Consider the following 24,788-nt stretch of genomic DNA (forward strand, 5'->3'; position numbering starts at 1 on the left):
AGCCGTTAAAACGGCTGCGGCATACGGCTTACAACGGCATGGTGTAGTGCAGCGCGTAACTTTCTACGCCGTCGTTGTTGCTGCTGATACCGGCGTTGGAGTAGTGAGTGGCACGAATGCCCACCTCGTGCCCACCCGCGAAGCGCAGGCCGAAACCAATCCGGTCTTCAAACTGAAAGGCCGACCCCAGCTTGTTGCTCTCGACTTCGGTGTGGTTGAACAACGCGACCCCGATCCCCGCTTCAACGTACGGCTTGACGCTTTCACCGGAGAACTCGTACACCAGCACCGGCGAGAACGACAGGCTGTGGTTGCTCGACTTCTTGTCGCCATCCCAATAGGTGTAGGCGCCACTCCAGTAGCCGGTCAGGCGACCGACATCGCTTTGCAACCAGCTTTTGTCCCAGTCGAACTGCATGCCCAGGCGGTAAGTCTGGGTCGAGTCGCTGGTCTGGCCCACGGCAAACTCGACACCAGCAGCCTGTGCACTAAAACTTTGCCCCAAAAGTGCGGCCGCAAGCGCGGCCAAACAGAACAGACGCTTCATCACGAACATCCTTTTTAAACGTTTTTGTATGTTGTTGTACGATCGTACAGACACGTTATAGAAATCCGCGCGGAAGCAGAAGTTCAGCGCTATTTCGCTTTTTTTCACGTTTTTTTTACAAATCGAAAGGGTGTACAACGCCGCTACTGTGCCACAACAGCGGAAGAACATGCTTGAAGTGCGGCACATTGCCACTGGTCCAGAACTGCGCTTCACGCGCCGGGCCCTGAGCACGCAATTGCTGCTCGTCGAGCAGGCGCTCCACCTGCCGCGCCACGGCGGCGCCGGTGTCGATCAGGCTGATGTGGGCGGGCAGCATCGGCTTGAGCAGTGGCTTGAGAAAGGGGTAATGGGTGCAGCCCAGAATGATGGTGTCGCAACCTGCGGCCAGCAGTGGGTCGACATAACTCTGCAACAGCTCACGCAACGCCGGGCTGTGCAGGTCGCCGGCCTCGATCAGCTCCACCAGGCCCGGGCACGGCCGAGTGATGACCTTGATGTCGGTGGCAAAACGATCGAGCAAGGCCGCGAACTTGGCGCTCTTCAAGGTGCCGGTGGTTGCCAGCACCCCGACCACGCCACTGCGGGTCGCGGCGGCAGCGGGCTTGACCGCGGGCTCCATGCCCACGATCGGCCACTGCGGGTAATCGCGGCGCAACTCGGCCACCGCCGCCACCGTCGCAGTATTGCAGGCCAGCACCAGGGCCTTGGCCCCCTGCTCACGAAAGAAGCGCGCCATCACGCCACAGCGCTGACGGATAAATTCCGGGGTTTTCTCGCCGTAAGGAATGTGCCCACAGTCGGCGAAGTACAACAGCGACTCGTCAGGCAGGCGCTGCTGGATTTCCGCCAGCACCGACAAGCCGCCGATGCCGGAGTCGAAGACTGCGATGGGCGCCTCACCCATGTGTGGGCCCACAGACACTGCATCCCGGGTCACGCTTGACCCGCAACTCACGAAAACGTGAACCCAGCGCATCGATCAACAGCAGGCGTCCGACCAGGGGTTCGCCGAAGCCGGCGAGCAACTTCAAGGCTTCGAGTGCTTGCAGGCTGCCGACCATGCCGACCAGGGGGCCGAGCACACCGGCTTCGCTGCAGGTCAGCTCGGCTTCGCTGCCGTGCCCGTACAAACAGTGGTAGCACGGGCTTTCGGCGCGCCGTGGATCGAACACCGACAATTGGCCTTCAAGGCGAATCGCCGCGCCGCTGACCAGGGGTTTGCCGGCCGCGACACAGGCCGCGTTGACCGCCTCCCGGGTGGCGAAGTTGTCGCTGCAATCGAGCACCAGATCGACAGCGGCCACCCCCGCCGCTAGGGAATCCTCGTCCAGCGCATGGCGGTGCGGCACCAGGTGCACCTGCGGGTTGAGCGCGGTGAGGCGGCGGATCGCCGAGTCCACCTTGCTCATGCCGACGCTGTCGGTGTCATGGATGATCTGGCGTTGCAGGTTGGTCAGGTCGACGCTGTCGAAGTCGGCCAAATGCAACTCACCGACCCCGGCCGCCGCCAGGTACAAGGCCACCGGCGCTCCGAGGCCGCCGAGGCCGACGATCAAAGCGCGGCTGTGTTTGAGGCGCAATTGGCCGTCGATATCGACATGCTGCAACAGAATCTGTCGGCTATAGCGCAACAGCTCCTGGTCATTCAGCACGGCCGGCGCCCCAGGCTGATGCGTTCATGGCCACCCAGGTCGACTCGGCTGTGGACCTCGGCAAACCCCTGGCCGAGCAGCAAATCGCGCACGGCCGCGGCCTGATCGTAGCCGTGTTCGAGCATCAGCCAGCCGCCGGCTTCAAGGTGCTGCGGGGCCTGGGTGATGATCAAGCGCAGGTCGTCCAGGCCATCCGGCCCTGCGACCAGCGCACTTTCCGGCTCGAAACGCACATCGCCGGCCGCCAGGTGCGGGTCGGCCGCCGCGATGTAGGGCGGGTTGCTGATAATCAGGGCAAAGCGCTGCTCGTGCAGGGCGCTGAACCAGTGGCTGCTGAGCACCGTGACGTTGTTCAACTGCAAGCGCTGGCGGTTACGCTCGGCCAGGGCCACGGCTTCCAGCACCCGGTCCACTGCCGTGACCTTCCACGCCGGGCGCTCGCTGGCCAGGGCCAGGGCAATCGCGCCGCTGCCGGTGCCCAGGTCGAGCACCTTGGCCGGTGTGGCGGGCAGCAGCTCCAGGGCGGCTTCCACCAACAGCTCGGTGTCGGGCCGTGGGATCAGAGTGTGCGGCGCGACTTCCAGGTCGAGTTTCCAGAAGCCCTGTTGGCCGAGGATATAGGCCACCGGCTCGCCGGAACGACGGCGCTGCAGGTAGTCGGCGAAGGTCAACGCCGCCTCGCTGGGCACGATGCGCTCCGGCCAGGTGTGCAGAAAGCTGCGCGGCTTGCCCAGGGCGGCGGCGAGCAGCAACTCGGCATCCAGGCGCGCCGTCGGCGAATCAGGCAATTGGGCTGCGCGCAGCAGGCTGGCGATGATGGTCATTTACTCACCCAATGCTGCAAGTTGATCCGCCTGGTATTCGGCCAGCAACGGCTCGATAACCGCGTCGACGCCACCGGCAAGAATGTCGTCGAGGCAATACAGGGTCAGGTTGACACGGTGATCGGTCACCCGGCCCTGGGGGAAGTTGTAGGTACGGATCCGCTCGGAACGATCCCCCGAGCCCACCAGCAGCTTGCGCTCGCTGGCAATCGCATTGGCCGCGGCGCTGGTCTGCTGGTCATTGAGCTTGGCCGACAGCCAGGACATGGCCCGCGCCCGGTTCTTGTGCTGCGAGCGCTCTTCCTGGCACTCGACCACGATCCCGGACGGCAAGTGCGTGATGCGGATCGCCGAGTCGGTCTTGTTCACGTGCTGGCCACCGGCACCGGAAGAACGGTAGGTATCGACCCGCAGATCCGCCGGGTTGATCTCGATCGCTTCCTGCTCGTCCGGCTCTGGCAACACCGCCACGGTGCAGGCCGAGGTGTGGATACGGCCCTGGGACTCGGTGGCCGGCACCCGTTGCACACGGTGCGCGCCGGATTCGAATTTGAGCTTGCCGTAAACGTTCTCGCCCTCGACCCGGGCAATGACTTCTTTATAGCCGCCGTGCTCACCCTCGTTTTCCGAGAGGATCTCCAGCCGCCAGCCACGCCGCTCGGCGTAGCGCGAATACATGCGGAACAGGTCGCCGGAAAAAATCGCCGCTTCGTCGCCACCGGTGCCGGCGCGGATCTCCAGGAACACGTTGCGCCCGTCGTTGGGGTCTTTGGGCAGCAGCATGCGCTGCAGGGTGCTTTCCAGCTCCAGCAACTGCTCCTTGGCTTCGCGGACTTCTTCCACGGCCATTTCGCGCATGTCCGGATCATTGTCCTTGAGCAGCGCCTGGGCACCTTCGAGGTCGGCCTGGACCTTGAGCACCTGCTTATAGGTGCTGACAATCGGCTCGACTTCGGCGTACTCCTTGGAATACGCACGGAACTTGGTCTGATCGGCAATGACTTCGCCGTCGCCGAGCAAGGCGGTCAATTCCTCGAAACGGTCCTGGAGGATGTCCAGTTTATTGAGCAGTGACGCTTTCATTGCGGTTTTTTATCCGAAGAGCTATCCGACGAGCCCTCACCGAGGGCAAAAAGTTCTTGGGCCATGGCCAACGCATCGAGGCGGCCTTCAGCGGTCAGTTTTTTCAACTGGACGCTGGGCGCATGCAGCAATTTATTGGTCAGGCCACGGGCCAGTTGCGCCAGCACATCTTCAGCACTGCCGCCGTTGGCCAGCAGGCGCAGGGCCTTTTGCAATTCTTCGTCACGCAGGCGCTCGCTTTGCTGACGATAGGCCTTGAGCACATCCACCGCCGCCAGCTCGCGCAGGCGCACCATGAAGTCCTCGGCGCCGATATTCACCAGCTCTTCCGCCGCCTGGGCCGCGCCTTGACGGCTCTTGAGGTTTTCCGCGACCACTTCGTGTAGATCGTCGACGGTGTACAGGTAAACGTCGTCCAACTCGCCGACTTCCGGCTCGATATCCCGAGGGACGGCGATATCCACCATGAAAATCGGCTTGTGCTTGCGCAGCTTCAGCGCACTTTCCACCGCGCCCTTGCCGAGAATCGGCAACTGGCTGGCAGTCGAACTGATGACGATGTCGCTGTGCACCAGCTCCTGGGGAATATCCGAAAGCAGCACCGCATGGGCACCGAACTGCTCGGCAAGAATGCTCGCCCGCTCCAGGGTGCGGTTGGCGACCACGATGCGCTTGACCCCCAGGTCGTGCAGATGGCGGGCGACCAGGGTTATGGTCTCGCCGGCGCCGATCAGCAGGGCCTGGCTGCGTTGCAGGTCGCTGAAAATCTGTTTGGCCAGGCTGACCGCGGCAAACGCCACGGAGACCGGGTTTTCGCCGATGGCGGTGTCGGTACGCACTTGCTTGGCGGCGCTGAACGTGGCCTGGAACAGGCGGCCCAGCAGCGGCCCGATCGTCCCCGCTTCACGCGCCACGGCGTAGGCCGACTTCATCTGCCCGAGAATCTGCGGTTCGCCCAACACCAGGGAATCGAGCCCGGATGCCACGCGCATCATGTGACGAACTGCCGCATCATCTTCGTGCACATAAGCGCTCGCGCGCAGGTCATCGACGTTCAAATGATGGTATTGCGCCAACCAGCGCAGCACGATATCCGCCGAAAGCTGATCCTGTTCTATATAAAGCTCACTGCGATTGCAGGTGGAGAGGATCGCAGCTTCGCGGCTGTCGGTGAGGCGGCAGAGCTGCTGCAAGGCCTCAACCAACTGCTCAGGGGTAAAGGCCACGCGCTCGCGGACGTCTACTGAAGCAGTCTTGTGGTTAATACCGAGTGCAAGGAAGGCCATTCAAGGTCGCTGATGATGTCGAGAAGCCGGCAATTGTCCTACTTCGAAAGATTCAGAACAACCACTGCCGACTATTGTCCTAGTTTTGAGCGAAAACTCGTCGAGCGAAGATCAGGCAAGGCGAAAGCGGGCGAGGAAGCGAAATTCAGTGGTTCAAATCAGCATTCCGAGCCTGTTTTCGCGTAACGCCAGGGGCCCCCAGGGTGCCGCATGGTCGCAGCGCAGGCCGTTTTTGCGCATACACTAATAGACTGCCTCTGTTCTGGCGTCCCATTGAGTCTCGGTTATGTTTGACCGAAGGCTTGTGTCATGATGATCCGACCGCAGGTTAGTCGTCCTCTTCCTATATGAATAGATCTTCCGCGTTGCTCCTCGCTTTTGTCTTCCTCAGCGGCTGCCAGGCCTTGGCACCCGTTTCGTCGGACGGTACGCCGCCGGTTGAAGACAATGCCCCCGCCCCTGAAAAGCCCACGGTTTACGCCTCGTTCAGTGAAGACACGGTCTTCAGCCTGCTGAGTGCGGAACTGGCTGGCCAGCGCAATCGTTTCGACATTGCCCTGGACAACTACGTGACCCAGGCCATCAACACTCAGGACCCGGGCATCTCCGAAAGAGCCTTCCGCATTGCCGAATACCTGGGCGCCGACCAGGCCGCACTCGATACCTCGCTGATCTGGGCCAAAAATGCTCCCGACGACCTCGAAGCACAGCGCGCAGCCGCCATACAGCTGGCGCGCAGCGGTCGCTATGACGACTCCATGGTCTATATGGAGAAGGTCCTGCAGGGCAAGGGCGACACCCATTTCGACTTTCTTGCCTTGTCGGCTGCCGATACCGACCAGGACACGCGCAACGGCCTGATGAAGAGTTTCGACCGTTTGCTGCAAAAACACCCGAACAACGGCCAGCTGATTTTCGGCAAGGCCTTGCTGCTGCAACAGGACGGTGATGGCCAGGGCGCCCTGACCCTGCTCGAGCAGAACCCGCCGGAAGACGGTGAAGTGGCGCCGCTGTTGCTGCGTGCGCGTCTGCTGCAAAGCCTCAACCGTGGCAAGGAAGCGCTGCCGCTGCTGGAAAAAAGCATTCGCCAATATCCGGACGACAAGCGCCTGCGCCTGACCTATGCACGCATGCTGGTCGAACAGGACCGCATGGACGACGCCAAAGTGCAGTTCTCCAGCCTGGTGCAGCAATACCCGGAAGACGACGAACTGCGTTACTCCCTCGCCCTGGTGTGCCTGGAAGCCAAGGCCTGGCAGGAAGCCAAGGGTTACCTGGAAGACCTGATCGCCCGCGAAAGCCATGTCGACTCGGCGCACCTGAACCTGGGCCGCATCGCCGAAGAGCTCAACGACCCGCAAGGCGCACTGGCCGAGTACGAGCAAGTGGGCCCCGGCAACGATTACCTGCCGGCTCAACTGCGCCAGGCCGATATCCTGATGAACAACGGCCGCACCGACGAGGCCGAGAAACGCCTGGGCGCCGCGCGCGATGCCCAGCCTGACTACGCCATCCAGCTGTACCTGATCGAAGCCGAGACCCTGTCGGCCAACAATCAGGGCGACCGCGCCTGGAAAGTGCTCCAGCAGGCCTTGTTGCAGTACCCCGACGACCTGAACCTGCTGTATACCCGGGCCATGCAGGCGGAAAAACGCAATGACCTGGCGCAGATGGAAAAAGACCTGCGCCTGATCCTCAAGCGCGAGCCGGACAACGCCATGGCACTCAATGCCCTGGGCTACACCCTGTCGGACCGCACCACGCGCTACGCCGAAGCCAAGGAACTGATCGAACGAGCTCATCAATTGAACCCTGAAGACCCCGCCGTACTCGATAGCCTGGGCTGGGTGAACTTCCGCCTGGGCAACCTGGATGAAGCAGAGCGCCTGCTGCGCCAGGCTCTGGAACGCTTCCCCGACCAGGAAGTCGCTGCCCACCTGGGCGAAGTGCTGTGGGCCAATGGCAAGCAGCGCGAAGCCCGGCAGATCTGGAGCAAGTTCCTCAAGGATCAACCCGACAGCCCTCTCCTGCGCAGCACCATCAAGCGCCTGACCGGATCAGAGACTCTTTAAGACTATGTTTTTGCGCCACGTTATTGCTTTCAGTTTTATCGCCTTGCTCGCCGGCTGCTCCAGCTTCGGCTCCCGTGAATCGGTCGAGGGCCATGGCAACCCCGCGCAATGGCGCGAACACAAACAGCAACTGACCGGCCTCGACGGCTGGCAGATCAACGGCAAGATCGGCATTCGCGCGCCCAAGGATTCGGGCAGCGGCACGTTGTTCTGGCTGCAACGCCAGGATTACTACGACATCCGCCTGTCCGGCCCCCTGGGTCGTGGCGCCGCACGCCTGACCGGGCGCCCGGGCAAAGTGTCGCTGGAAGTCGCCAACCAGGGCCGCTATGACGCCACGACCCCGGAAACCCTGCTTGAAGAACAACTGGGCTGGAAGCTGCCGGTGTCCCACCTGTCATGGTGGGTCCGCGGGTTGCCTGCGCCTGACAGCAAAAGCCGCCTGAGCCTCGACGCCGACAGCCGCCTGGCGACCCTTGAGCAGGATGGCTGGCAGGTGGAATACCTGAGCTACGCGCAACAGAACGGCTATTGGCTGCCCGAGCGGATCAAACTGCACGGCAGCGACCTTGACGTCACGCTGGTGATCAAGGAATGGCAACCGCGCAAGCTGGGGCAGTGACATGACCGCACAGCGACTGACCCTGCCCTCCCCGGCCAAACTCAACCTGATGCTGCACATTCTGGGTCGCCGGGAAGACGGCTACCACGAACTGCAAACCATTTTTCAGTTCCTCGACTACGGCGATGAAATCACTTTCGCCGTGCGCGATGACGGCATAATCCGCCTGCACACCGAGTTCGCCGATGTGCCCCACGACAGCAACCTGATCGTGAAAGCCGCAAAAAAACTCCAGGAACAATCGGCATGCCCGCTGGGGATCGACATCTGGATCGAAAAGGTCCTGCCAATGGGCGGCGGTATCGGCGGCGGCAGCTCGAATGCGGCGACCACCTTGCTCGGCCTAAACCACCTGTGGCAGTTGGGCTGGGATGAAGATCGCCTGGCCAGCCTGGGCCTGACACTGGGCGCCGACGTCCCGGTATTCGTGCGCGGCCACGCGGCTTTTGCCGAAGGCGTGGGCGAAAAACTGACCCCTGTAGAACCCGAAGAACCGTGGTATCTGGTGCTTGTACCGCAAGTCTCTGTAAGTACAGCAGAAATTTTTTCAGATCCGCTGTTGACACGTAACTCTGCGCCCATTAAAGTGCGCCCCGTTCCCAAGGGAAACAGTCGAAATGACTGCTTGCCGGTGGTAGCAAAGCGTTATCCAGAAGTACGTAACGCATTGAATTTGTTAGGTAATTTTACCGAAGCAAAACTCACCGGAACTGGAAGTTGTGTGTTTGGGGGCTTCCCAAGCAAAGCTGAAGCTGATAAAGTCTCGGCCCTTCTTACAGAGACCCTTACAGGGTTTGTAGCAAAAGGAAGCAACGTTTCGATGTTGCATCGCAAGCTGCAAAATCTGCTCTAAAGGAACCGAGTGCCAGGCACTCGATGCAACAGATACAGGGGCGTCGCCAAGCGGTAAGGCAGCAGGTTTTGATCCTGCCATGCGTTGGTTCGAATCCAGCCGCCCCTGCCATTTTCCTATACTCATCCAGGTTACCCTCAGCCTTCAGGTACTGCGCGTGTCCAAGATGATGGTCTTTACGGGGAACGCTAACCCCGATCTGGCTCGGCGTGTTGTACGTCAGCTGCATATCCCTCTCGGTGACATCTCTGTCGGTAAGTTTTCCGACGGCGAAATTACTGCAGAGATCAATGAAAACGTCCGCGGTAAAGATGTCTTCATTATTCAGCCGACTTGCGCTCCGACCAACGATAACCTGATGGAACTGGTAGTGATGGCTGATGCCTTCCGCCGCTCCTCGGCTACTCGTATCACTGCTGTTATTCCTTACTTTGGTTATGCCCGTCAGGATCGCCGTCCGCGTTCCGCACGTGTGGCTATCAGCGCGAAAGTCGTGGCTGACATGCTTACCGTAGTCGGCATCGATCGTGTTCTCACGGTTGATTTGCATGCTGACCAAATCCAGGGTTTCTTCGATATTCCGGTAGATAACATCTACGGCTCCCCCGTCTTGGTGGATGACATCGAAGATCAGCGCTTCGAAAACCTGATGATCGTGTCCCCGGACATTGGTGGCGTCGTGCGTGCACGGGCTGTTGCCAAATCCCTGGGCGTGGATCTCGGGATCATCGACAAACGCCGTGAGAAAGCCAATCACTCTGAAGTGATGCATATCATCGGTGATGTCGAAGGGCGTACCTGTATTCTGGTCGATGACATGGTCGATACCGCCGGCACTCTGTGCCATGCGGCCAAGGCCTTGAAAGAGCATGGCGCAGCCAAGGTTTTCGCTTATTGCACGCACCCGGTACTGTCGGGTCGGGCGATCGAAAACATCGAAAATTCCATGCTGGACGAACTGGTGGTGACTAACACCATCCCGTTGTCCGCAGCTGCTCAAGCCTGCTCGCGTATCCGTCAACTGGATATCGCGCCGGTAGTTGCCGAGGCGGTTCGCCGCATCAGCAATGAAGAATCGATCAGCGCGATGTTCCGCTAAGGGCCCTGCCCTTCTCGAACATTGTTCTGACGAAAAGCGCCCCGCCCCGGCATTCCTGTCGGGGCGGGGCTTTTTTGCCCATATCGCCTTTAGCGCTGGTCGCAAACGCTGGGGCGAATGTGGTTATTTTGGAGATACAACATGAACGATTTTACTCTGAATGCTGAAGTGCGTTCCGACCTGGGGAAAGGTGCGAGCCGCCGCCTGCGTCGTCTCGCAAGCCTGGTTCCAGCTGTAGTTTACGGTGGCGAAAAAGCCCCTGAATCCATCAGCATGCTGGCTAAAGAAGTGGCCAAACTGCTCGAAAACGAAGCGGCTTACAGCCACATCATCGAGCTGAATGTTGGCGGCACCAAGCAAAACGTAATCATCAAAGCTCTGCAGCGTCACCCGGCCAAAGGCCACGTGATGCACGCTGACTTCGTACGCGTTGTAGCTGGCCAGAAACTGACCGCTATCGTGCCTGTACACTTTGTTGGCGAAGAAGCTCCGATCAAGAAAGGCGGCGAAGTTTCGCACGTTGTTTCTGAAATCGAAGTGACCTGCCTGCCAAAAGACCTGCCTGAATTCATCGAAGTCGATCTGGCTAACGCCGAAATCGGCGCGATCATTCACCTGTCTGACCTCAAAGCCCCTAAAGGCGTTGAGTTTGTTGCTCTGGCACACGGCGATGACAAGGCTGTTGCCAACGTTCACGCTCCACGTGTTGCTCCAGAAGCTGAAGAAGGCGCTGCAGAGTAATTACTCTGCAATGCCGGAGTGACCAGGAAACATCGCGGACTGGAACGTAGCGAGAAAGCGGGCGGTAACGCGGAGTTTACATAATGGTAAATGAGCACTTGTCGTCCACTTTCGCCGCAACACCCGGTTGCTGCGATGTTATCCACCACTCCAAGGAAGGGCCCCTATCGTGACTGCCATCAAACTGATCGTTGGCCTGGGTAATCCAGGCGCTGAATACGAACAGACCCGGCATAACGCAGGGGCCCTTTTTGTTGAGCGCATCGCCGAGAAGCAAGGGATCAACCTTGTGGCCGATCGCAAATATTTCGGCCTGACCGGGCGCTACTCGCATCAGGGTCAGGATGTTCGCCTGTTGATTCCCACCACCTACATGAACCGCAGCGGCCAGGCCGTAGCGGCACTTGCCGGTTTCTTCCGCATCACGCCCGAAGAAATCCTGGTGGCCCACGACGAACTCGACCTGCCACCCGGCGTCGCCAAGCTCAAGCAGGGCGGCGGCCATGGCGGTCACAACGGGTTGCGCGACATCATCGCGCAACTGGGCAATCAGAATACCTTTCACCGCCTGCGGCTTGGCATTGGCCACCCGGGCGTTGCCAGTATGGTTTCAAATTTCGTCCTGGGTCGTGCGCCACGCGCCGAACAGGAAAAACTCGATGCCAGCATCGACTTTGCCCTCGGCGTGCTGCCGGATATCCTCGCCGGTGAATGGAACCGCGCGATGAAAAACCTGCACAGCCAGAAGGCCTGACTCTTATCCAAGGGGAAACACCATGGGATTCAATTGCGGCATCGTCGGCCTACCTAACGTCGGCAAGTCCACCCTGTTCAACGCCCTGACCAAATCCGGGATCGCGGCCGAGAACTTCCCCTTCTGCACCATCGAGCCGAACACCGGTATCGTGCCGATGCCGGACAAGCGCCTGGAAGCCCTGGCAGCCATTGTCAATCCAAAGCGCATCCTGCCGACCACCATGGAATTCGTCGACATCGCAGGCCTGGTGGCCGGCGCGTCGAAAGGTGAAGGCCTGGGCAACAAGTTCCTGGCCAACATCCGTGAAACCGATGCCATCGCCCACGTGGTCCGCTGCTTCGAAGACGAGAACGTGATTCACGTCTCCAACAGCGTCGATCCCAAGCGCGACATCGAAATCATCGACCTGGAACTGATCTTCGCCGACCTCGACAGCTGCGAGAAGCAACTGCAGAAAGTCACCCGCAACGCCAAGGGGGGTGACAAGGACGCCGTGGTCCAGAAAGCCCTGCTGGAACAGCTGATCGCCCACTTCACCGAAGGCAAGCCTGCGCGCAGCCTGATGAAGAACATGAGCACCGATGAGAAAGCGGTGATTCGTGGCTTCCACCTGCTGACCACCAAGCCGGTCATGTACATCGCCAACGTCGCTGAAGACGGTTTCGAGAACAACCCGCTGCTCGACGTCGTCCTGGCCATTGCCGAAGAAGAAGGCGCCATGGTGGTGCCGGTCTGCAACAAGATCGAAGCGGAAATCGCCGAGCTCGAAGACGGCGAAGAGAAAGACATGTTCCTCGAAGCCCTGGGCCTGGAAGAACCTGGCCTCAACCGCGTGATCCGCGCCGGCTACGAAATGCTGCACCTGCAGACATACTTCACCGCCGGTGTCGAAGAAGTCCGCGCCTGGACCGTCAAGGTCGGCGCCACCGCGCCACAAGCCGCTGGCGTGATCCACACCGACTTCGAAAAAGGCTTTATCCGCGCCGAAGTCATCGCCTACAACGACTTCATCCAGTTCAAGGGTGAAGCCGGTGCCAAGGAAGCCGGTAAATGGCGCCTGGAAGGCAAGGAATACGTGGTCAAGGACGGCGACGTGATGCACTTCCGCTTTAACGTCTAAGCCGTAGACAACGTTTGAGAGGGGCGCCACCGCCAACACCCCCTCTCGCATCCAGAAGCCCCGTCAATCGGGGCTTTTGTGTATTCAAAGCACTCCATCGCTGGCACGGGAAACAAGGCTTGCGCCATCTGCCTCCCCCACCTGCCTGCCGCTCAGGGGTACTCCCCCACTCTTTACCCTTCACCTGACTGCTAAGGCACCACCGGCTCGCCTTCGCTGATGCTGATACTGATGATGTTCAGTTCGGTGTGCGCCATCAGTTCGGCAGCGCTGCAATTGAGCGCTTTAGCCACCCGGATGATCAGCGCCAAGGTGGGCATGTGCTCCCCACGTTCAATCTTGCCCATATGCGACCGCTCGATCCCGGCCTGGCCGGCAAGTGCCTCCTGCGCAGTCCCCGCCTTGGTGCGGGCAGCTCGGACAGCCATGCCAAAGGCTCGTGCCGGGCTGGCTTCGTAAGTTCGGCTACCGACTGGGCGGCCACGCTGGATGATAGGTGTGTGCATAGGAGAAGCGTGAAAGATCCCCTTGCCTTGAACCACGTTAAACTTAACCATTGATGGCATTTTGACTTCACGACTTGATTCCAATTATTACAAAGCCACAACGCAGCGCTCTTGTTACTGAAGACTGGGCTCGTTGATTTCCACGTAACCCGAAGCAAGCCCCGAGACCTCCACGCCTTGTGGCGTGGCTCGACCGAGCGTCAACGGCACCGCTTGGGGCGGCTGGTTCATTTCACTGCGGTAATTAACCCGAAGGCCTTGCGTTGCGCTTTGAAGCAGCGCCTCAGGTGGGATGACCATTGCGGTCGGGTTTGTGTAGATGACAATGCTCAGCCGCGCACTCATCCCCAGACGCACCCGTTTTTGTAACTCGGCACTGAGCGGCGCAAACGAAACGATGACCTCATACGTGGCGCCGGCACCGCTCGCTTCAGCGGCGATACCTTTGACCCCGATGCTCTGGACACGACCCGATAACGTCAGCCCCTCAAATCCATCACCGGTGACATCCACAAGCTGGCCCTCCTGCAACTGATGAATATCGACCTCTTCGACGCGAGCCACCGCCTGGAGTTGTTCCAGGTTAGCCAGTTCAAACAGCGGCGTACCTTGGGTCACACGCGTGCCGCTCTGTACCGCGGCAAGCGGCATACCACTACCCAATGGGTTCGGGGGGCGAAGCACGATGCCGGCAAATGGGGCTTTGATCTCCCGCTGAGCCTGCAGCGCCTGCAGTGCCTGATAACGAGACTGGGTGTTTTTCAATTCCATTAGCGCGATCAGGCGGTTTTCACCTTTGCCTTTAGCCAGCGCCGCATCCAGCTCAGCTTCGGCAGCACTCAGGTCCAGGCGCTGCACCCTCAACTGCTGCACCAGCGCATCGACCTCCATGCGCGGGACAATGCCGCGCTTGAGCAGCCCTTGCGTATCGTGCAACTTGCGCTCCGTATCGCTCAGCCCCATACGGGTATTGCTCAACGCGCGCCGGGCTCGCGCCACATCCTGGCTTTGCTCCCAACGCTCCATGTCTTGCACGACGCGCCAGGCTTTCAGCTGCTCGGCCTGAGCTTGACGCAGCTGAATATCCAACTGAAGGGTATCGAGCATGAGCAGCCTCTGGCCGCGCTCGACGCGCTGACCTACAACCGTCGTCAATGCCTCGACGCCGGCGTCAAAGGGCGCGGCGATGGTCAGGTAGTTCGACGCTTCGATACGCCCCACCAGACCAAGGCGACTTTCGAGAGGCTGGGGGTCGACCCGAATCCACTGGCTTTGCGCAGAGGCCGAGCCGGGAGGGCTGCGCAGCGTGAGGATTGCCGCCGCGAGCCCCAGTATGACGAGGATAACCAGCCACCAGGCCCAGCGAGGAAGGCGCATCGGGTTGTGCTTAATCGTTGAGGGCAATGTCCCAGCTCTCCAAGGTCATGCCCAGGGTCAGATCTAACTCGGCCTGGGCGTTAAGGTAGGCAATCAATGCATTGAGGCGAGCGTTCTCGGCATTGCGCAGATCCGCTTCGAAACTCAGCACCTGGAAGTTGCTGGAACGACCGGCCTGCAGCTTCTCGCGTTCGATATCCAGCTTGCGCTGTGAGAGTTCTTGAGCACGTTGCGCGATTTCGTACTGACGCCAGCGAGTGCCAATATCACGCACCCCATCGCTCACTTGTCGCTCCAGTACCTGTCTGGCCTCGGCAAGCTGCACACCCTGGGTCTCGACATCGACCTGGGCCCTGACCTCGCCCTGGCGCCGGCTCAGATCCCCAATCGGGATGTCCACCTGGATACCGGCATAACCTTCCCAGCGACGGTCGGTATGAAGGTCGTAACGGTCGCGCGCCTGTGTCGCACCACCGACCAACGACAGATCCCACAAGCGGTTATTGCGTGCCACCGTCAGATTGATGTCGGCCTGCTCGACCGCAATCAACTGACTCAGATAACCCGGCTGTTGCAACAATGCCGCGCTCAATGCCTTGGCCAGGTCAGGCTCAATGCGCTGGGTGTCGAGCCGGTCGACTGCCTCCAGCGACGTTTTCAGATCCAGCGCCAGCAGGCGCAACAGTTCGAGTCGACTGGCGTCGAGCTGATTGCTCGCTTCCTCTACGCCGAGCTCCTGGGTAGCTGCATCCGCTTCGGTTTGAACGATCTCGAACTCAGCCATTCGCCCCCCGTCGATCATGGCTCTGTTGACCTCCAGCAGTTGCCGCGAACGCGCGAGCGCGTCGCGCGCAATACGCACCTGCTCCTGGGCCCGCAATAGCTCGCGATAGGCCCGTGCAATATCGGTGATGGTCCGTGAGACCGTGGCCTTGAGGCTGAGGCGGTTGATCTGTTCACTCAGCCGGGCGAGGCGCATCGGTGCGGTTGCGACTTCCTGGCCGGCGCCGCGCAGCAGCGGCTGGATCAAGGTGAAATTAGCGCCATCGTTACGGACGCGGCCGCCCTGATTAGCCTGGGTACTCTGATTACTCCAGGACAGGCTCAAACGGGTTCCGATCTCGGTGAGCAGTGTCGTGGTCGGCGTCAGCTCAGCCTGGCGCACACCGTCACTTTGATTGCGACTGGCCAGGTATCGACTGCTCAGGACCAGCGTCGGCGTGAACTGATCTTGCGCCACGCGCAGATCGAATTTTTGCGCGATGCGCTGGAGATAGGCACTGTGAATGGCGCGATTGTTTCGCAGCCCCAGGTAGATGGCATCACTGAGCGTGAGATCGATCGCCTGGTCTCGCATCGACGCTCCCACGTGACCCGGCATGGTGGCGCGTGACGGTGTGGGTGTCGCTGCTGCTGCCGTCAGCCCAGTGCCAAAAAACAACGCGAAACAGAGGCCGAGACGTCGGTACAGGTCAGTCATCGCGCAAGGCCTCCACCGGTAACAGGCGCGACGCAGCAAGCGCGGGGTGGAGTCCGAAAAACAAGCCGATGGCCAATGCGCTGCCAATGCCCATCGGCAGAGATTCGGCAGCCAGGGTGAAAGACCAGCCGGAGTAATAGACGAAGGCGTAGGCAATACCGAGCCCGACCAGCGCACCTATCAGGGCACCGACGACCGAGAGAGTGGCCGCCTCCATCAGGAACAGGCTGCGGATGTCTCTGGCTCGCGCACCGAGCGCCATCCGGACACCGATTTCTCGACGCCGCTCGGCAACGTTCATCAGCATGACGTTCATGACGCCCACGCCACCGACCAGTAACGAGATGCTGCCCAGGCCTGCGAGCAGATAGGAAAAAGTGTTGGCCTGGCGTTTCAGGCCCTCGATCAATTGCAGGGGCACCTGGACTTCAACATCGCGCCCCTTGAGCTTTTTTTTCAGGTATTGCGTTAAAACCAAGGCCGTTTGCTCGACACCCTCGGGGGAGGTTGCCTTGGCAATAACGTTGTTGATTTCAGGTGCCGAATGCAGGCGGCGCATGCCCTCAATGGGAATAAAAACAGCATCGTCCACGGCAATTGGAATCAGGCCATTGGCTGGCTGGGGGCTGAGCAGCCCGATCACCTCCAGCAAGTACCCCTCCACTTGCAGCCGATCCCCCACGCGCAGCGGCTTATCAGCTGTTCCCAGTTCCTGGGCCGCCCGTGCGCCGACGACCGCGAAGGTTGCAAGAGCGTCGTAATCAGAAATAAAACGGCCACTGTCGAGGTGCAGGCCCAAGGTAAAGAACAGTCCCGCAGTGGTGCCCACCAGGTTGGCTTGCGTGACACTGCCTTGATGCCTGGCATGAGCCGCCTGAAGCGTCAGCGGGGCAATGTGGGCCAGGCCAGGCACCGCAACGAGCGCGTCGCGGGTATCCAGGGTGGCGGGCAGCGGCGGTTGCTTCTCGGACGAAAAAGGAAAGGCGATGACCAGTGTGTCGGTACCCATGCTCTTGAATGCACTGATGGCGTCATCGGCAGCGTTGCGCCCGATATTGAGCAGGGCGACGATCGATGCGCTACCGACCGCGATTCCCAGCAGGGCCAGCAAGGAGCGACGCCCCAGAAGCCTGAGGCTATCAACCGACTCCGCCAGTGCCTGCGCCAGCGATGGGCCATGAGGTTGCAAGTGAGCCTCAAGCATGACCACGCCCGCTCGAACATGTCTCCGTCAAGCGCCCATTGCAGACGTCCAGCCGGCGATCAAAGCGTGCGGCCAACTGCTCGTCATGGGTCACCATCACCAGCGTCACGCCCTGCTCGCGGTTCAAACCTAGCAACAAGTCCATGATTTCATGGGCCGTTTCACTGTCCAGATTGCCGGTGGGCTCATCCGCCAGAATCAGGCACGGGCTCCCGACCAATGCCCGTGCAATGGCGACCCGCTGGCGCTGCCCCCCAGACAGATCCGCCGGCCTATGGTTCGCCCGATTACCCAAACCGACACGCCGCAGTTGAGCCATTGCCAACTGCTGTGCTTGCGCACGCAGGCCGCCGCGATACATCAGGGGCAGTGCGACGTTCTCCAGCGCCGTCAGGCGCGGCAACAGATTGAACCCCTGGAACACAAAGCCGATTTCACGATTGCGGATCAAGGCCAAATCATCGGCGCTGGCCTCCAGCATATTGCGCTGGGCAAAGTGGAAGTGGCCACTGCTCGGCCGATCGAGTAAGCCAAGTATATTAAGCAGGGTGCTTTTACCGGAGCCGGACGTCCCCAGGATGGCGCAAGTTTGCCCACGCAAGATATCGACTGATACCTGTTGCAAGACCGGCTGTAACTGATCGCCCATCCGGTAAACATGACCCACTGCTTTCAAGGCAATCAATGCCCGATCGCTCATCATCCTTGAACTGAGCATTAACTCTCCAGAGTTACTGGCATGCGCCCGCCAGCCACTGTCGACGTGACAGAGCGCACTGAAAAATGACTGATTCGTTAAACCGTGCCACGGCACTCAATAAGCGGCGGATTCTGGCAATAAACATTTTAAAAAGAAAGTGATAGTTAACAAACAAGCCCCAACCTGACCACCTGTCAATATCAATACGTATTATTAACCGGGGTTAAGTTTAACGTTGTGCCAGATCGATAAAGCTATGCAGCATGAGCGCCGTCATTTACCGGATATTCAGTATTTGGAATTCGCAATGACACGCACACCGAGTTGAAGGATAAAACTCGGCAATGGAAGAAAAATCATCAGGATGAACACTATGGAAGCAACAAAGAAAGTATCGACCGGCACGTTGTGTGCCATCGGCGGGGCGCTGTTATTGTCGGTGTTTTCAACACTGGCCTCAGCGGGCAGCTATCAGTCGTCGGTCACGCTGCCGACGGTATTCTCTCGTAACTTTATGGAAACGGCTTATTTGCCTGTCGTCGGCTCGCCTCCTACCGTTGGGCTTATCAATAACGTGACGTGGAACTGGAACGTTGTCGGTTTTCCTGTCGGGCTGTCGGTTGCGCTGTGTCAGGGCACCACCAGCAACTGCATCGATGTCTCGCGGGTGCGCAGCATGTCGACTACAGCGTTCAATAACAAAAGCCCTGCACAGCGTTTCTTCTTTGCCTTGCGCGTGGCTAATGGCGGGACCATCCCTGTGGCTGGCCAGCTAGGGAAAGTCACGGTCAGCTGGAACTAAGACCGCTTCACCGTTTTGAAAATTGCCACCTCAGAGGTGGCAATTTTATAGGCACTCTCAGTAGAAGATGTTGGCCATCTCTTTGAAGCGCGACGGCAGCGCGCTATTAAAGGCCAGCACTTTATCCAGTATCTCGGCAGCCGGTGTCCCTTGGCTGCGCTCAGCCTGTACCAGCGCCATGCGCTCTTTCACCGCACTCGCATTGACGTGCGCAAAATAGGCCGTTGACTCGGGTGTTTGCAGTTCACCCGTAACTGAATAGCGAACGCTTGGCCAGCCTGAAATATCGATCAAGGGATGAAAGGTGTTGGAGGTGTTATATTCCAACAGTTTTTCAGCTTCGCTGTTATCCGCCTTGGCGACATTAACCAGATCGGTTCGATAGTTTTCGACACTCACTTTGCCCTGACTGGCCGGACTGCCTGTGCCTGCTGTCTTTGCAACTGTCGTGGAGGACGCGGATGCCAGAACTTGTGCAAAATCCCCTGAATCACGAGTTGACACTTTTTCGTCAGACTTACGGGGCTGTCCATTGACAGTCATTAGTGACGCCGATGCATTTTCAATTTTCACGGTATCTCCAGTCGTATATCCATAAGTGATTGGTGATGCCTGGATATGTTCAATGCCTTGTATAGGCACGCTTCCTTTTACTATCCAGTTTATTGACGCGCTTTATTTATACAGCAGAAGTTATGCCAACTTTGACATGGCGCGCTGACTTCAGCTTTACAAGGCGTTGGGCAGGGGGCATTGCGGGTGAAACGCTTTTTCGGCGGTAAAAAATCACTCACCCGGTGCGCACAGGGAGGCAAAAAGCTGCCGCTCTGCGGCAGGCAATGCGCTTGCCGCACTGCCCTCCCCTGGTCCGACCTGGCAACCTCAGAAGTACGTCGTAGCCCCCGCAAAAAACGCCCGTCCGGGCACATAGAAATTCGTCGCCCCATCCCGTGGATCTTCATCCAGCAGGTTTTGCACCCCGGCATTCAGGCTCAGCCACTTGGTCAGCGCCAGGTTCGCCGTCAGGTCGTAGGTGGTGTACGACTGGGTGAAATCATCGCCAATCCCCCGCTGCTTGCCGACATGCTGCGCCGACAGTTCGGTGTTGAGCTGATCATTGACCTGCCAGTTGATGGCGCTGAACAGCGACAGCTTGGGTGAGCTGATCAAGTCTTCACCGGTGGACAGGTTTCGGCTCTCCAGCATGTAGGTGGCGTTGGTGCGCCAGTCCACCGAGTCACCCAAGGGCACCCGCGTCGTCCCTTCCCAGCCACGGGTACGCGCCTTGTCGACGTTTTCCAGCATGGTCCACCAGCGTCCCTGGTACTCACCCAGTGCGGCGTATTCGATCTTGTCGGTGAAGTCGGTGTGGAAGTAGGTCAAGCCGGCTTCCCAGCCACCGTGATCGAAGGACACACCGACCTCCTTGTTGGTGCTGGTCTCCGGCGTCAGGTTCGGGTTGCCCGCCATCCAGCAACTGCCGGAGCCGTACCCCAGGACCACCAGGGAGCCACAGCCGCGGCCCCCGGACTCCGTCGCCGCGCCCGCACTACCCTCTTTCAGGCTGGGCGCGCGAAAGCCTTTGGAGATACCGCCACGCACGGTCCAGTCGGGGTGCGGGTGATAGACCAGATAGGCCCGTGGGCTGTTGTGGTTACCGTATTCGTCGCTGTGGTCGAAGCGGTTGCCCAGGGTCAGGGACAGGTTGTCGAGCAGGAACAGTTCATTCTCGATAAACGCCGCCGAGTAGTCGGCTTTCAAGCTGGAGCCGTTGACCGGGGCGCCCTGGTAGTCCACCGGCACGGTGCCGAGGGTGTTGCTGTTGGTCAGTTCTTCGCGCTTCCATTGACCGCCCAGGGTCAGGCTCTGATTGACCAGCCACTCAAACGGCAGATTGAGGCTGCCTTCAACGATTTTTTCTTCGGAGTTGGCTTTGCCCCACTCGATGTCGTTCTTGAACTTGTTCAAGTAGGCATCCAGTTTGGTGCTGCCGAAACTCCAGTCGCCGGTGTGGGACAGCACATAACTGTCGCGGATCAGGCGCCCGGCACCGAAGCCTTCGCCGATGGTTTCGTCGTAATCGCCAAAGGTCTTTTTCGATGACCATGAGCGCTCGACACCGTGCACCGCTTCCAGGGACAGGCTCTGCTCGTCGTTGATTTTCCAGTCGAGCAAGGCGTTCACGCTGTGGTCCTTGGAACCCCCGGCACCGTCGCCATACATGTAGTCGCCGGCGGCATCGCGCCGGGGCTCGACCTCGTCGGCAGCGCGGCGAGTCACGTTGGCCCCCAGGCGCAGGCCCAGGGAGTCAGTCAGCGGGCCGGCCAGGTTGAGGCTGTTCTGGGTGGTCTGGCCGCGATCCGAATCCTTGGGCACGGTGATGTTGGTGCTGGCCGAACCGCTCCAGGTCTTGGACACCTTGCGCGTGATGATATTGATCACCCCGCCCATGGCGTCGGAACCGTACAGCGAAGACATCGGCCCACGCACGATCTCGATGCGCTCGATCATGCTCGGCGCGATCCAGTTCAGGTCCTGGCGCGCCAGGTCACGGCGGTAACTGGTGTCAGCCGAACTGCCGACACGTTTGCCGTCCACCAGGATCAAGGTGTACTTGTCGTCCAGGCCGCGCAGTTTGATCTTCGATTGCTCGCCCACCGGGCCGAAGCCGCCGGTCACGCCGGGTACGCGGCGCAGCAGGGTGTTGAGGTCGTACACCGGTTGGCGCTCGATCTCTTCACGAGAAATCACACTGACACTGGCGGGGGCGTCGCGGATATCCGTCGCCGCGCCAGTGGCGGTCACAAACGAAGTGTCGAGCTCGGTAACCGCCGGGGAGCTGTTCTCGACAACCTCCTCGGCATGCAGCGTCGGGGCAGCCAGCATGACGCCGGCGGTGAGGAAAAGTGAGTTGAAAAGGCAGGGGGTAGGTCGCATTACAAACGGTCCTTGTCGAGCCAATGCACTGTTACGGTGCATTGAGGAAGGCGCGAGTGTAATGCAAATGAATATCATTTAGAAACAGAAAGAACCTGAAACCTTTGTCGTAGAGCGCTCAGCAACGCTTGCGGCCCGTACTGGCGGGCCGATTGCTGGAAAGAGGGAGGAGTTGAGTGACTCGCGATCCATCAGCAACGCCGCTGACGGATCGCGGCAAGCCCGAGGTCGATCAGGCTTTTTTGCTACGCGGCAGGAAGATCGCCAAGATGCCAAACAGCGGCAGATACGCGCACAACCGGTACACATACTCGATGCCGCGCACGTCGGCCAGATAGCCCAGCAGCGCCGCGCCGATGCCGCCGAAACCGAACATCAGGCCGAAGAACACCCCGGCGATCATACCGACGTTGCCCGGCACCAGTTCCTGGGCGTAGACCACGATGGCCGAGAACGCCGAGGCCAGGATAAAGCCGATCACCACGCTGAGGACGCTGGTCCAGAACAGGTCGACGTGGGGCAGGATCAAGGTGAACGGCGCCACCCCGAGGATCGAGAACCAGATCACCGCCTTGCGCCCGATCCTGTCGCCGATCGGCCCGCCGAAGAAGGTCCCCGCCGCCACCGCGCCAAGAAACAGGAACAGATGCAGCTGCGAACTGGCCACCGACAGGTCGAATTTTTCGATCAGGTAGAAGGTGAAATAACTGGTGAAGCTGGCCATGTAGAAGTACTTGGAGAACACCAGCAGCCCCAGCACCACCAGCGCGCTCAGCACCCGGGCTTTGGACAAGCCATGGGTAGCCGCCTGGCCTTGTTTGAGTTTGAACAGCCGCAGGTGGTTGGCGTACCAGCGGCTGATGGCATACAGCACCACCAGGGCAAACACCGCAAACAGGCCGAACCAGGCCACATTGCCCTGGCCATAGGGAATGATGATGGCCGCCGCCAGCAGCGGGCCGAAGGCAGTGCCGGCGTTGCCGCCGACCTGGAAGGTCGACTGTGCCAGGCCAAAGCGTCCGCCCGAAGCCAGCCGCGCCACCCGCGATGCTTCCGGGTGAAAGGTCGAAGAGCCGATGCCGATCAACGCCGACGCCAGCAGAATCAACGGGAAGCTGCCGACCTGGGACATCATCAGGATGCCGATCAGGGTGCAGATCATGCCCATCGGCAACAGGTAGGGTTTGGGATGACGGTCGGTGTAGTAACCGACCCAGGGTTGCAGCAACGACGCCGTCAACTGGAAGGCCAAGGTGATCAGGCCGACCTGGGTAAAGGTCAGGCCGTAGCTTTGCTTGAGCATCGGGTAGATCGACGGCAGCACGGCCTGAATCAGGTCGTTGATCAGATGCGCCAGCGCTACCGCGCCGATGATGCGCATGACCAGGGGACTGCTTTGCGCCGACGCGGGGACCGAAGTCGCGGCGGACTGAACGTTGCTGATAGCCATGAGAGTTTCCGTACAACGAATGGATGCACATTTGCAGGTGCATCAATGTGCCATTTTTAGGTGCAGCAACGCCATCCCCTTAGCTTGCTAAGTACCTATCCTGATCATCCGCCACTGATAGCGTAACGCCATGGTCTGAATCTTGCTCCGGGATTGTTTCCACCCCGCCTCCCTTACAAAGGGGACGGAAAATGGGAAGTATCGCCACAGCGCCGGCCTGATAACGGCTGCACTGGCGAGCTTTTCGAGGCCTTTTACGAGGGCACGGGTCACGGGCCACACCGCCCTGACCGCACGCCAATGGTGCGTAGTGCCCGGGGGAGTTGTCGGGATGCATCTTTTTCTTTCACCAGGCATTCGGCTGCTCGGGCGTTTCGGTTTCGCCCGTAAATTCCAGCTGCTGTTTCTGCTGTTTATCCTGCCGCTGCTGGTCAGCCTGTGGATGATTGGCCAGGACTACCGCGACAAGCTCAGCCTGATCGCCGGCGAGCGCACCGGGGTGCATCAGCTGCTGGCCCTCAACAATCTGGACAACCTGCTGGCCGCGCAACGCGACCGTGCCGCCCGCTGGCGCGCCACCGAAACCAATCGTCAACCGACCCCGGCGACCCTGGCCGCCATGGCCGCCTTCGATGGTGTGCAACCGGCGCTGAACCAGGCCATGGTCGAACTCGGCGCCGCCCTGCAGACCGCCGGTGCCGCGGGCGACACCCTGGCCCGTTACCAGGCCTTGCAAGCGGCGCTCACGGGCCTGGACTCCAAGAGCCTGAGCAGCGTTGGCTGGTGGCCGGACGGCTACGATCGCTTCACCGCCGCCTTGAGTGCGCTGCAGGCGCTGCGCGAGCAGATCGTCATGGACAATCGCCTGACCCTCGCCCCCTGGCTGGAAACCTACCTGCTGACGCAGATCTCCACCCAGCATGCACCGGACCTGATCGAGCGGGTCGGGCGTCTGGCCAGCGTCGGCCAGGCGTCGGTGGTTTCCGGGCAGTTCACCCTGCAAAGCCGCCTGCAATTGCGCGACCTGCGCAGCCGTATCGGCGATGCCCGCGACCAGTTGGTGAAGACCGCCGGCCTGCTCGAAGCGCGCCTGCCCAGCGAACTGCAAGCCTGGGCCGGGCACTATCACGACAGCCTCAAGCAGCTCGACGCCGGGCTCAAGGTGCTGGACGACGGGGTGTTCGGCGGCAGCATCAACCTCAAGCCGGAAGACTTCGAACGCAGCCTGGACGGCCTGCTGGGCAATCTGGCGAGCCTGCGTCAGGACTCGCTGAACTCGCTGGATCTACGCCTGGAACACTACCAGGGCGCCGCGGTGCGCCAGTTCATCCTGGTGGCAACGGTGCTCGGTGCGCTGCTGCTGGCGGCGCTGTATCTGTTTATCTGCCTGCAAGCCTCGATCCGCCGCAGCGCCAGCGGCATCACCCAACTGGCCGAGGCCCTGCGTGACGGCAACCTGTACCTGCAAGTGCCGGTGCACGGGCGCGACGAACTGGCCGCCATCAGTACCGCGCTGAATGTGGCGGTGGTGCAGTTACGCAGCAGCCTGCAGGGCGTGGACCATGAAACCCTGCAACTGAGCAATGCCGTGCGCAGCCTTAACGATCACTCCAGTGGGGCCCTGGGCGAGGTCGAAGCGCAACAGCAGCAGATCAGCCAGATCGCCACCGCCG

22 protein-coding genes and 1 tRNA gene are annotated in these 24,788 nt (G+C 60.2%); 9 read left to right on the plus strand and 14 right to left on the minus strand.

The features are described from left to right. Positions 1 to 28 precede the first annotated feature (28 nt). From CF161_RS15935 to hemA, 6 genes are all read right to left on the minus strand, one after another. Positions 29 to 547, minus strand: a complete 519-nt coding sequence (locus CF161_RS15935; RefSeq protein ID WP_020297636.1) for an acyloxyacyl hydrolase — start codon at positions 545 to 547, stop codon at positions 29 to 31. A 115-nt stretch (positions 548 to 662) separates the two neighbouring features. After that, positions 663 to 1,454, minus strand: coding sequence for a glutamate racemase (gene murI / locus CF161_RS15940; RefSeq protein WP_020297637.1), 792 nt, complete (start codon positions 1,452 to 1,454; stop codon positions 663 to 665). Beyond that, positions 1,447 to 2,202, minus strand: coding sequence for a molybdopterin-synthase adenylyltransferase MoeB (locus tag CF161_RS15945; protein WP_020297638.1), 756 nt, complete (start codon positions 2,200 to 2,202; stop codon positions 1,447 to 1,449). Before CF161_RS15945 ends, murI begins: the two co-directional genes overlap by 8 nt. Then, positions 2,196 to 3,026: a peptide chain release factor N(5)-glutamine methyltransferase gene (gene prmC / locus CF161_RS15950; protein WP_020297639.1), complete on the minus strand. Its 831-nt coding sequence runs from the start codon at positions 3,024 to 3,026 to the stop codon at positions 2,196 to 2,198. Before prmC ends, CF161_RS15945 begins: the two co-directional genes overlap by 7 nt. Beyond that, entirely contained in the window at positions 3,027 to 4,109 is a 1,083-nt protein-coding gene (gene prfA, locus CF161_RS15955; RefSeq protein WP_020297640.1) for a peptide chain release factor 1, read from the minus strand. It lies immediately after the preceding gene. Further along, the gene (gene hemA, locus CF161_RS15960) at positions 4,106 to 5,395 is read right to left on the minus strand and encodes a glutamyl-tRNA reductase (RefSeq protein ID WP_020297641.1); all 1,290 of its coding nucleotides are present in this window, start codon (positions 5,393 to 5,395) and stop codon (positions 4,106 to 4,108) included. Before hemA ends, prfA begins: the two co-directional genes overlap by 4 nt. Positions 5,396 to 5,742: 347 nt before the next feature. Between hemA and CF161_RS15965 the strand changes: the two genes are divergently transcribed. The 8 genes from CF161_RS15965 to ychF all read left to right on the plus strand — a co-directional run bounded on the left by CF161_RS15965 (position 5,743) and on the right by ychF (position 12,659). Then, entirely contained in the window at positions 5,743 to 7,467 is a 1,725-nt protein-coding gene (locus CF161_RS15965; protein WP_020297642.1) for a tetratricopeptide repeat protein, read from the plus strand. 4 nt (positions 7,468 to 7,471) lie between these two features. Beyond that, entirely contained in the window at positions 7,472 to 8,089 is a 618-nt protein-coding gene (gene lolB / locus CF161_RS15970) for a lipoprotein insertase outer membrane protein LolB (RefSeq protein WP_020297643.1), read from the plus strand. Position 8,090: 1 nt separating this feature from the next. Beyond that, a complete protein-coding gene (ispE, locus tag CF161_RS15975) occupies positions 8,091 to 8,942 on the plus strand; it encodes a 4-(cytidine 5'-diphospho)-2-C-methyl-D-erythritol kinase (RefSeq protein ID WP_020297644.1) in 852 nt (283 codons plus the stop codon). A gap of 36 nt (positions 8,943 to 8,978) precedes the next feature. Further along, positions 8,979 to 9,053: transfer RNA gene (locus CF161_RS15980), tRNA-Gln, on the plus strand. A gap of 46 nt (positions 9,054 to 9,099) precedes the next feature. Continuing rightward, positions 9,100 to 10,041: a ribose-phosphate pyrophosphokinase gene (locus CF161_RS15985; RefSeq protein WP_003208392.1), complete on the plus strand. Its 942-nt coding sequence runs from the start codon at positions 9,100 to 9,102 to the stop codon at positions 10,039 to 10,041. 141 nt (positions 10,042 to 10,182) lie between these two features. Beyond that, positions 10,183 to 10,782 (plus strand): 50S ribosomal protein L25/general stress protein Ctc, encoded by a 600-nt coding sequence (locus CF161_RS15990; protein WP_020297646.1) that lies wholly within the window; start codon positions 10,183 to 10,185, stop codon positions 10,780 to 10,782. 169 nt (positions 10,783 to 10,951) lie between these two features. Beyond that, positions 10,952 to 11,536 carry an aminoacyl-tRNA hydrolase gene (pth, locus tag CF161_RS15995; RefSeq protein WP_020297647.1) on the plus strand — a complete coding sequence of 195 codons (585 nt, stop codon included), beginning with the start codon at positions 10,952 to 10,954 and terminating at the stop codon, positions 11,534 to 11,536. A gap of 22 nt (positions 11,537 to 11,558) precedes the next feature. After that, entirely contained in the window at positions 11,559 to 12,659 is a 1,101-nt protein-coding gene (gene ychF / locus CF161_RS16000) for a redox-regulated ATPase YchF (RefSeq protein WP_020297648.1), read from the plus strand. A gap of 191 nt (positions 12,660 to 12,850) precedes the next feature. On the opposite strand, the gene CF161_RS16005 is transcribed toward ychF, so the two are convergent. From CF161_RS16005 to CF161_RS16025, 5 genes are all read right to left on the minus strand, one after another. Continuing rightward, entirely contained in the window at positions 12,851 to 13,165 is a 315-nt protein-coding gene (locus CF161_RS16005) for a helix-turn-helix domain-containing protein (RefSeq protein ID WP_043229589.1), read from the minus strand. Between the two features lie 114 nt (positions 13,166 to 13,279). Next, positions 13,280 to 14,542, minus strand: coding sequence for an efflux RND transporter periplasmic adaptor subunit (locus CF161_RS16010; RefSeq protein ID WP_020297650.1), 1,263 nt, complete (start codon positions 14,540 to 14,542; stop codon positions 13,280 to 13,282). A gap of 10 nt (positions 14,543 to 14,552) precedes the next feature. Beyond that, positions 14,553 to 16,022 carry a TolC family protein gene (locus CF161_RS16015; RefSeq protein ID WP_043229591.1) on the minus strand — a complete coding sequence of 490 codons (1,470 nt, stop codon included), beginning with the start codon at positions 16,020 to 16,022 and terminating at the stop codon, positions 14,553 to 14,555. After that, a complete protein-coding gene (locus tag CF161_RS16020; RefSeq protein ID WP_043229594.1) occupies positions 16,015 to 17,226 on the minus strand; it encodes an ABC transporter permease in 1,212 nt (403 codons plus the stop codon). Before CF161_RS16020 ends, CF161_RS16015 begins: the two co-directional genes overlap by 8 nt. Next, positions 17,219 to 17,944 carry an ABC transporter ATP-binding protein gene (locus CF161_RS16025; protein WP_020297653.1) on the minus strand — a complete coding sequence of 242 codons (726 nt, stop codon included), beginning with the start codon at positions 17,942 to 17,944 and terminating at the stop codon, positions 17,219 to 17,221. The genes CF161_RS16020 and CF161_RS16025 overlap by 8 nt, the downstream gene beginning before the upstream one ends. Positions 17,945 to 18,299: 355 nt before the next feature. On the opposite strand from CF161_RS16025, the gene CF161_RS16030 reads away from it, so the two are divergent. Next, entirely contained in the window at positions 18,300 to 18,728 is a 429-nt protein-coding gene (locus CF161_RS16030) for a flagellar protein FlhE (RefSeq protein WP_020297654.1), read from the plus strand. 57 nt (positions 18,729 to 18,785) lie between these two features. On the opposite strand, the gene CF161_RS16035 is transcribed toward CF161_RS16030, so the two are convergent. From CF161_RS16035 to CF161_RS16045, 3 genes are all read right to left on the minus strand, one after another. Then, positions 18,786 to 19,301 (minus strand): hypothetical protein, encoded by a 516-nt coding sequence (locus CF161_RS16035; RefSeq protein WP_156882695.1) that lies wholly within the window; start codon positions 19,299 to 19,301, stop codon positions 18,786 to 18,788. A gap of 309 nt (positions 19,302 to 19,610) precedes the next feature. Beyond that, the gene (locus CF161_RS16040) at positions 19,611 to 21,665 is read right to left on the minus strand and encodes a TonB-dependent receptor domain-containing protein (protein WP_020297656.1); all 2,055 of its coding nucleotides are present in this window, start codon (positions 21,663 to 21,665) and stop codon (positions 19,611 to 19,613) included. A gap of 232 nt (positions 21,666 to 21,897) precedes the next feature. Further along, positions 21,898 to 23,115 (minus strand): MFS transporter, encoded by a 1,218-nt coding sequence (locus tag CF161_RS16045; RefSeq protein WP_020297657.1) that lies wholly within the window; start codon positions 23,113 to 23,115, stop codon positions 21,898 to 21,900. Positions 23,116 to 24,788 lie beyond the last annotated feature (1,673 nt).

The organism is Pseudomonas sp. CF161 (genome assembly GCF_000416215.1).
Taxonomy (GTDB): Bacteria; Pseudomonadota; Gammaproteobacteria; order Pseudomonadales; family Pseudomonadaceae; genus Aquipseudomonas.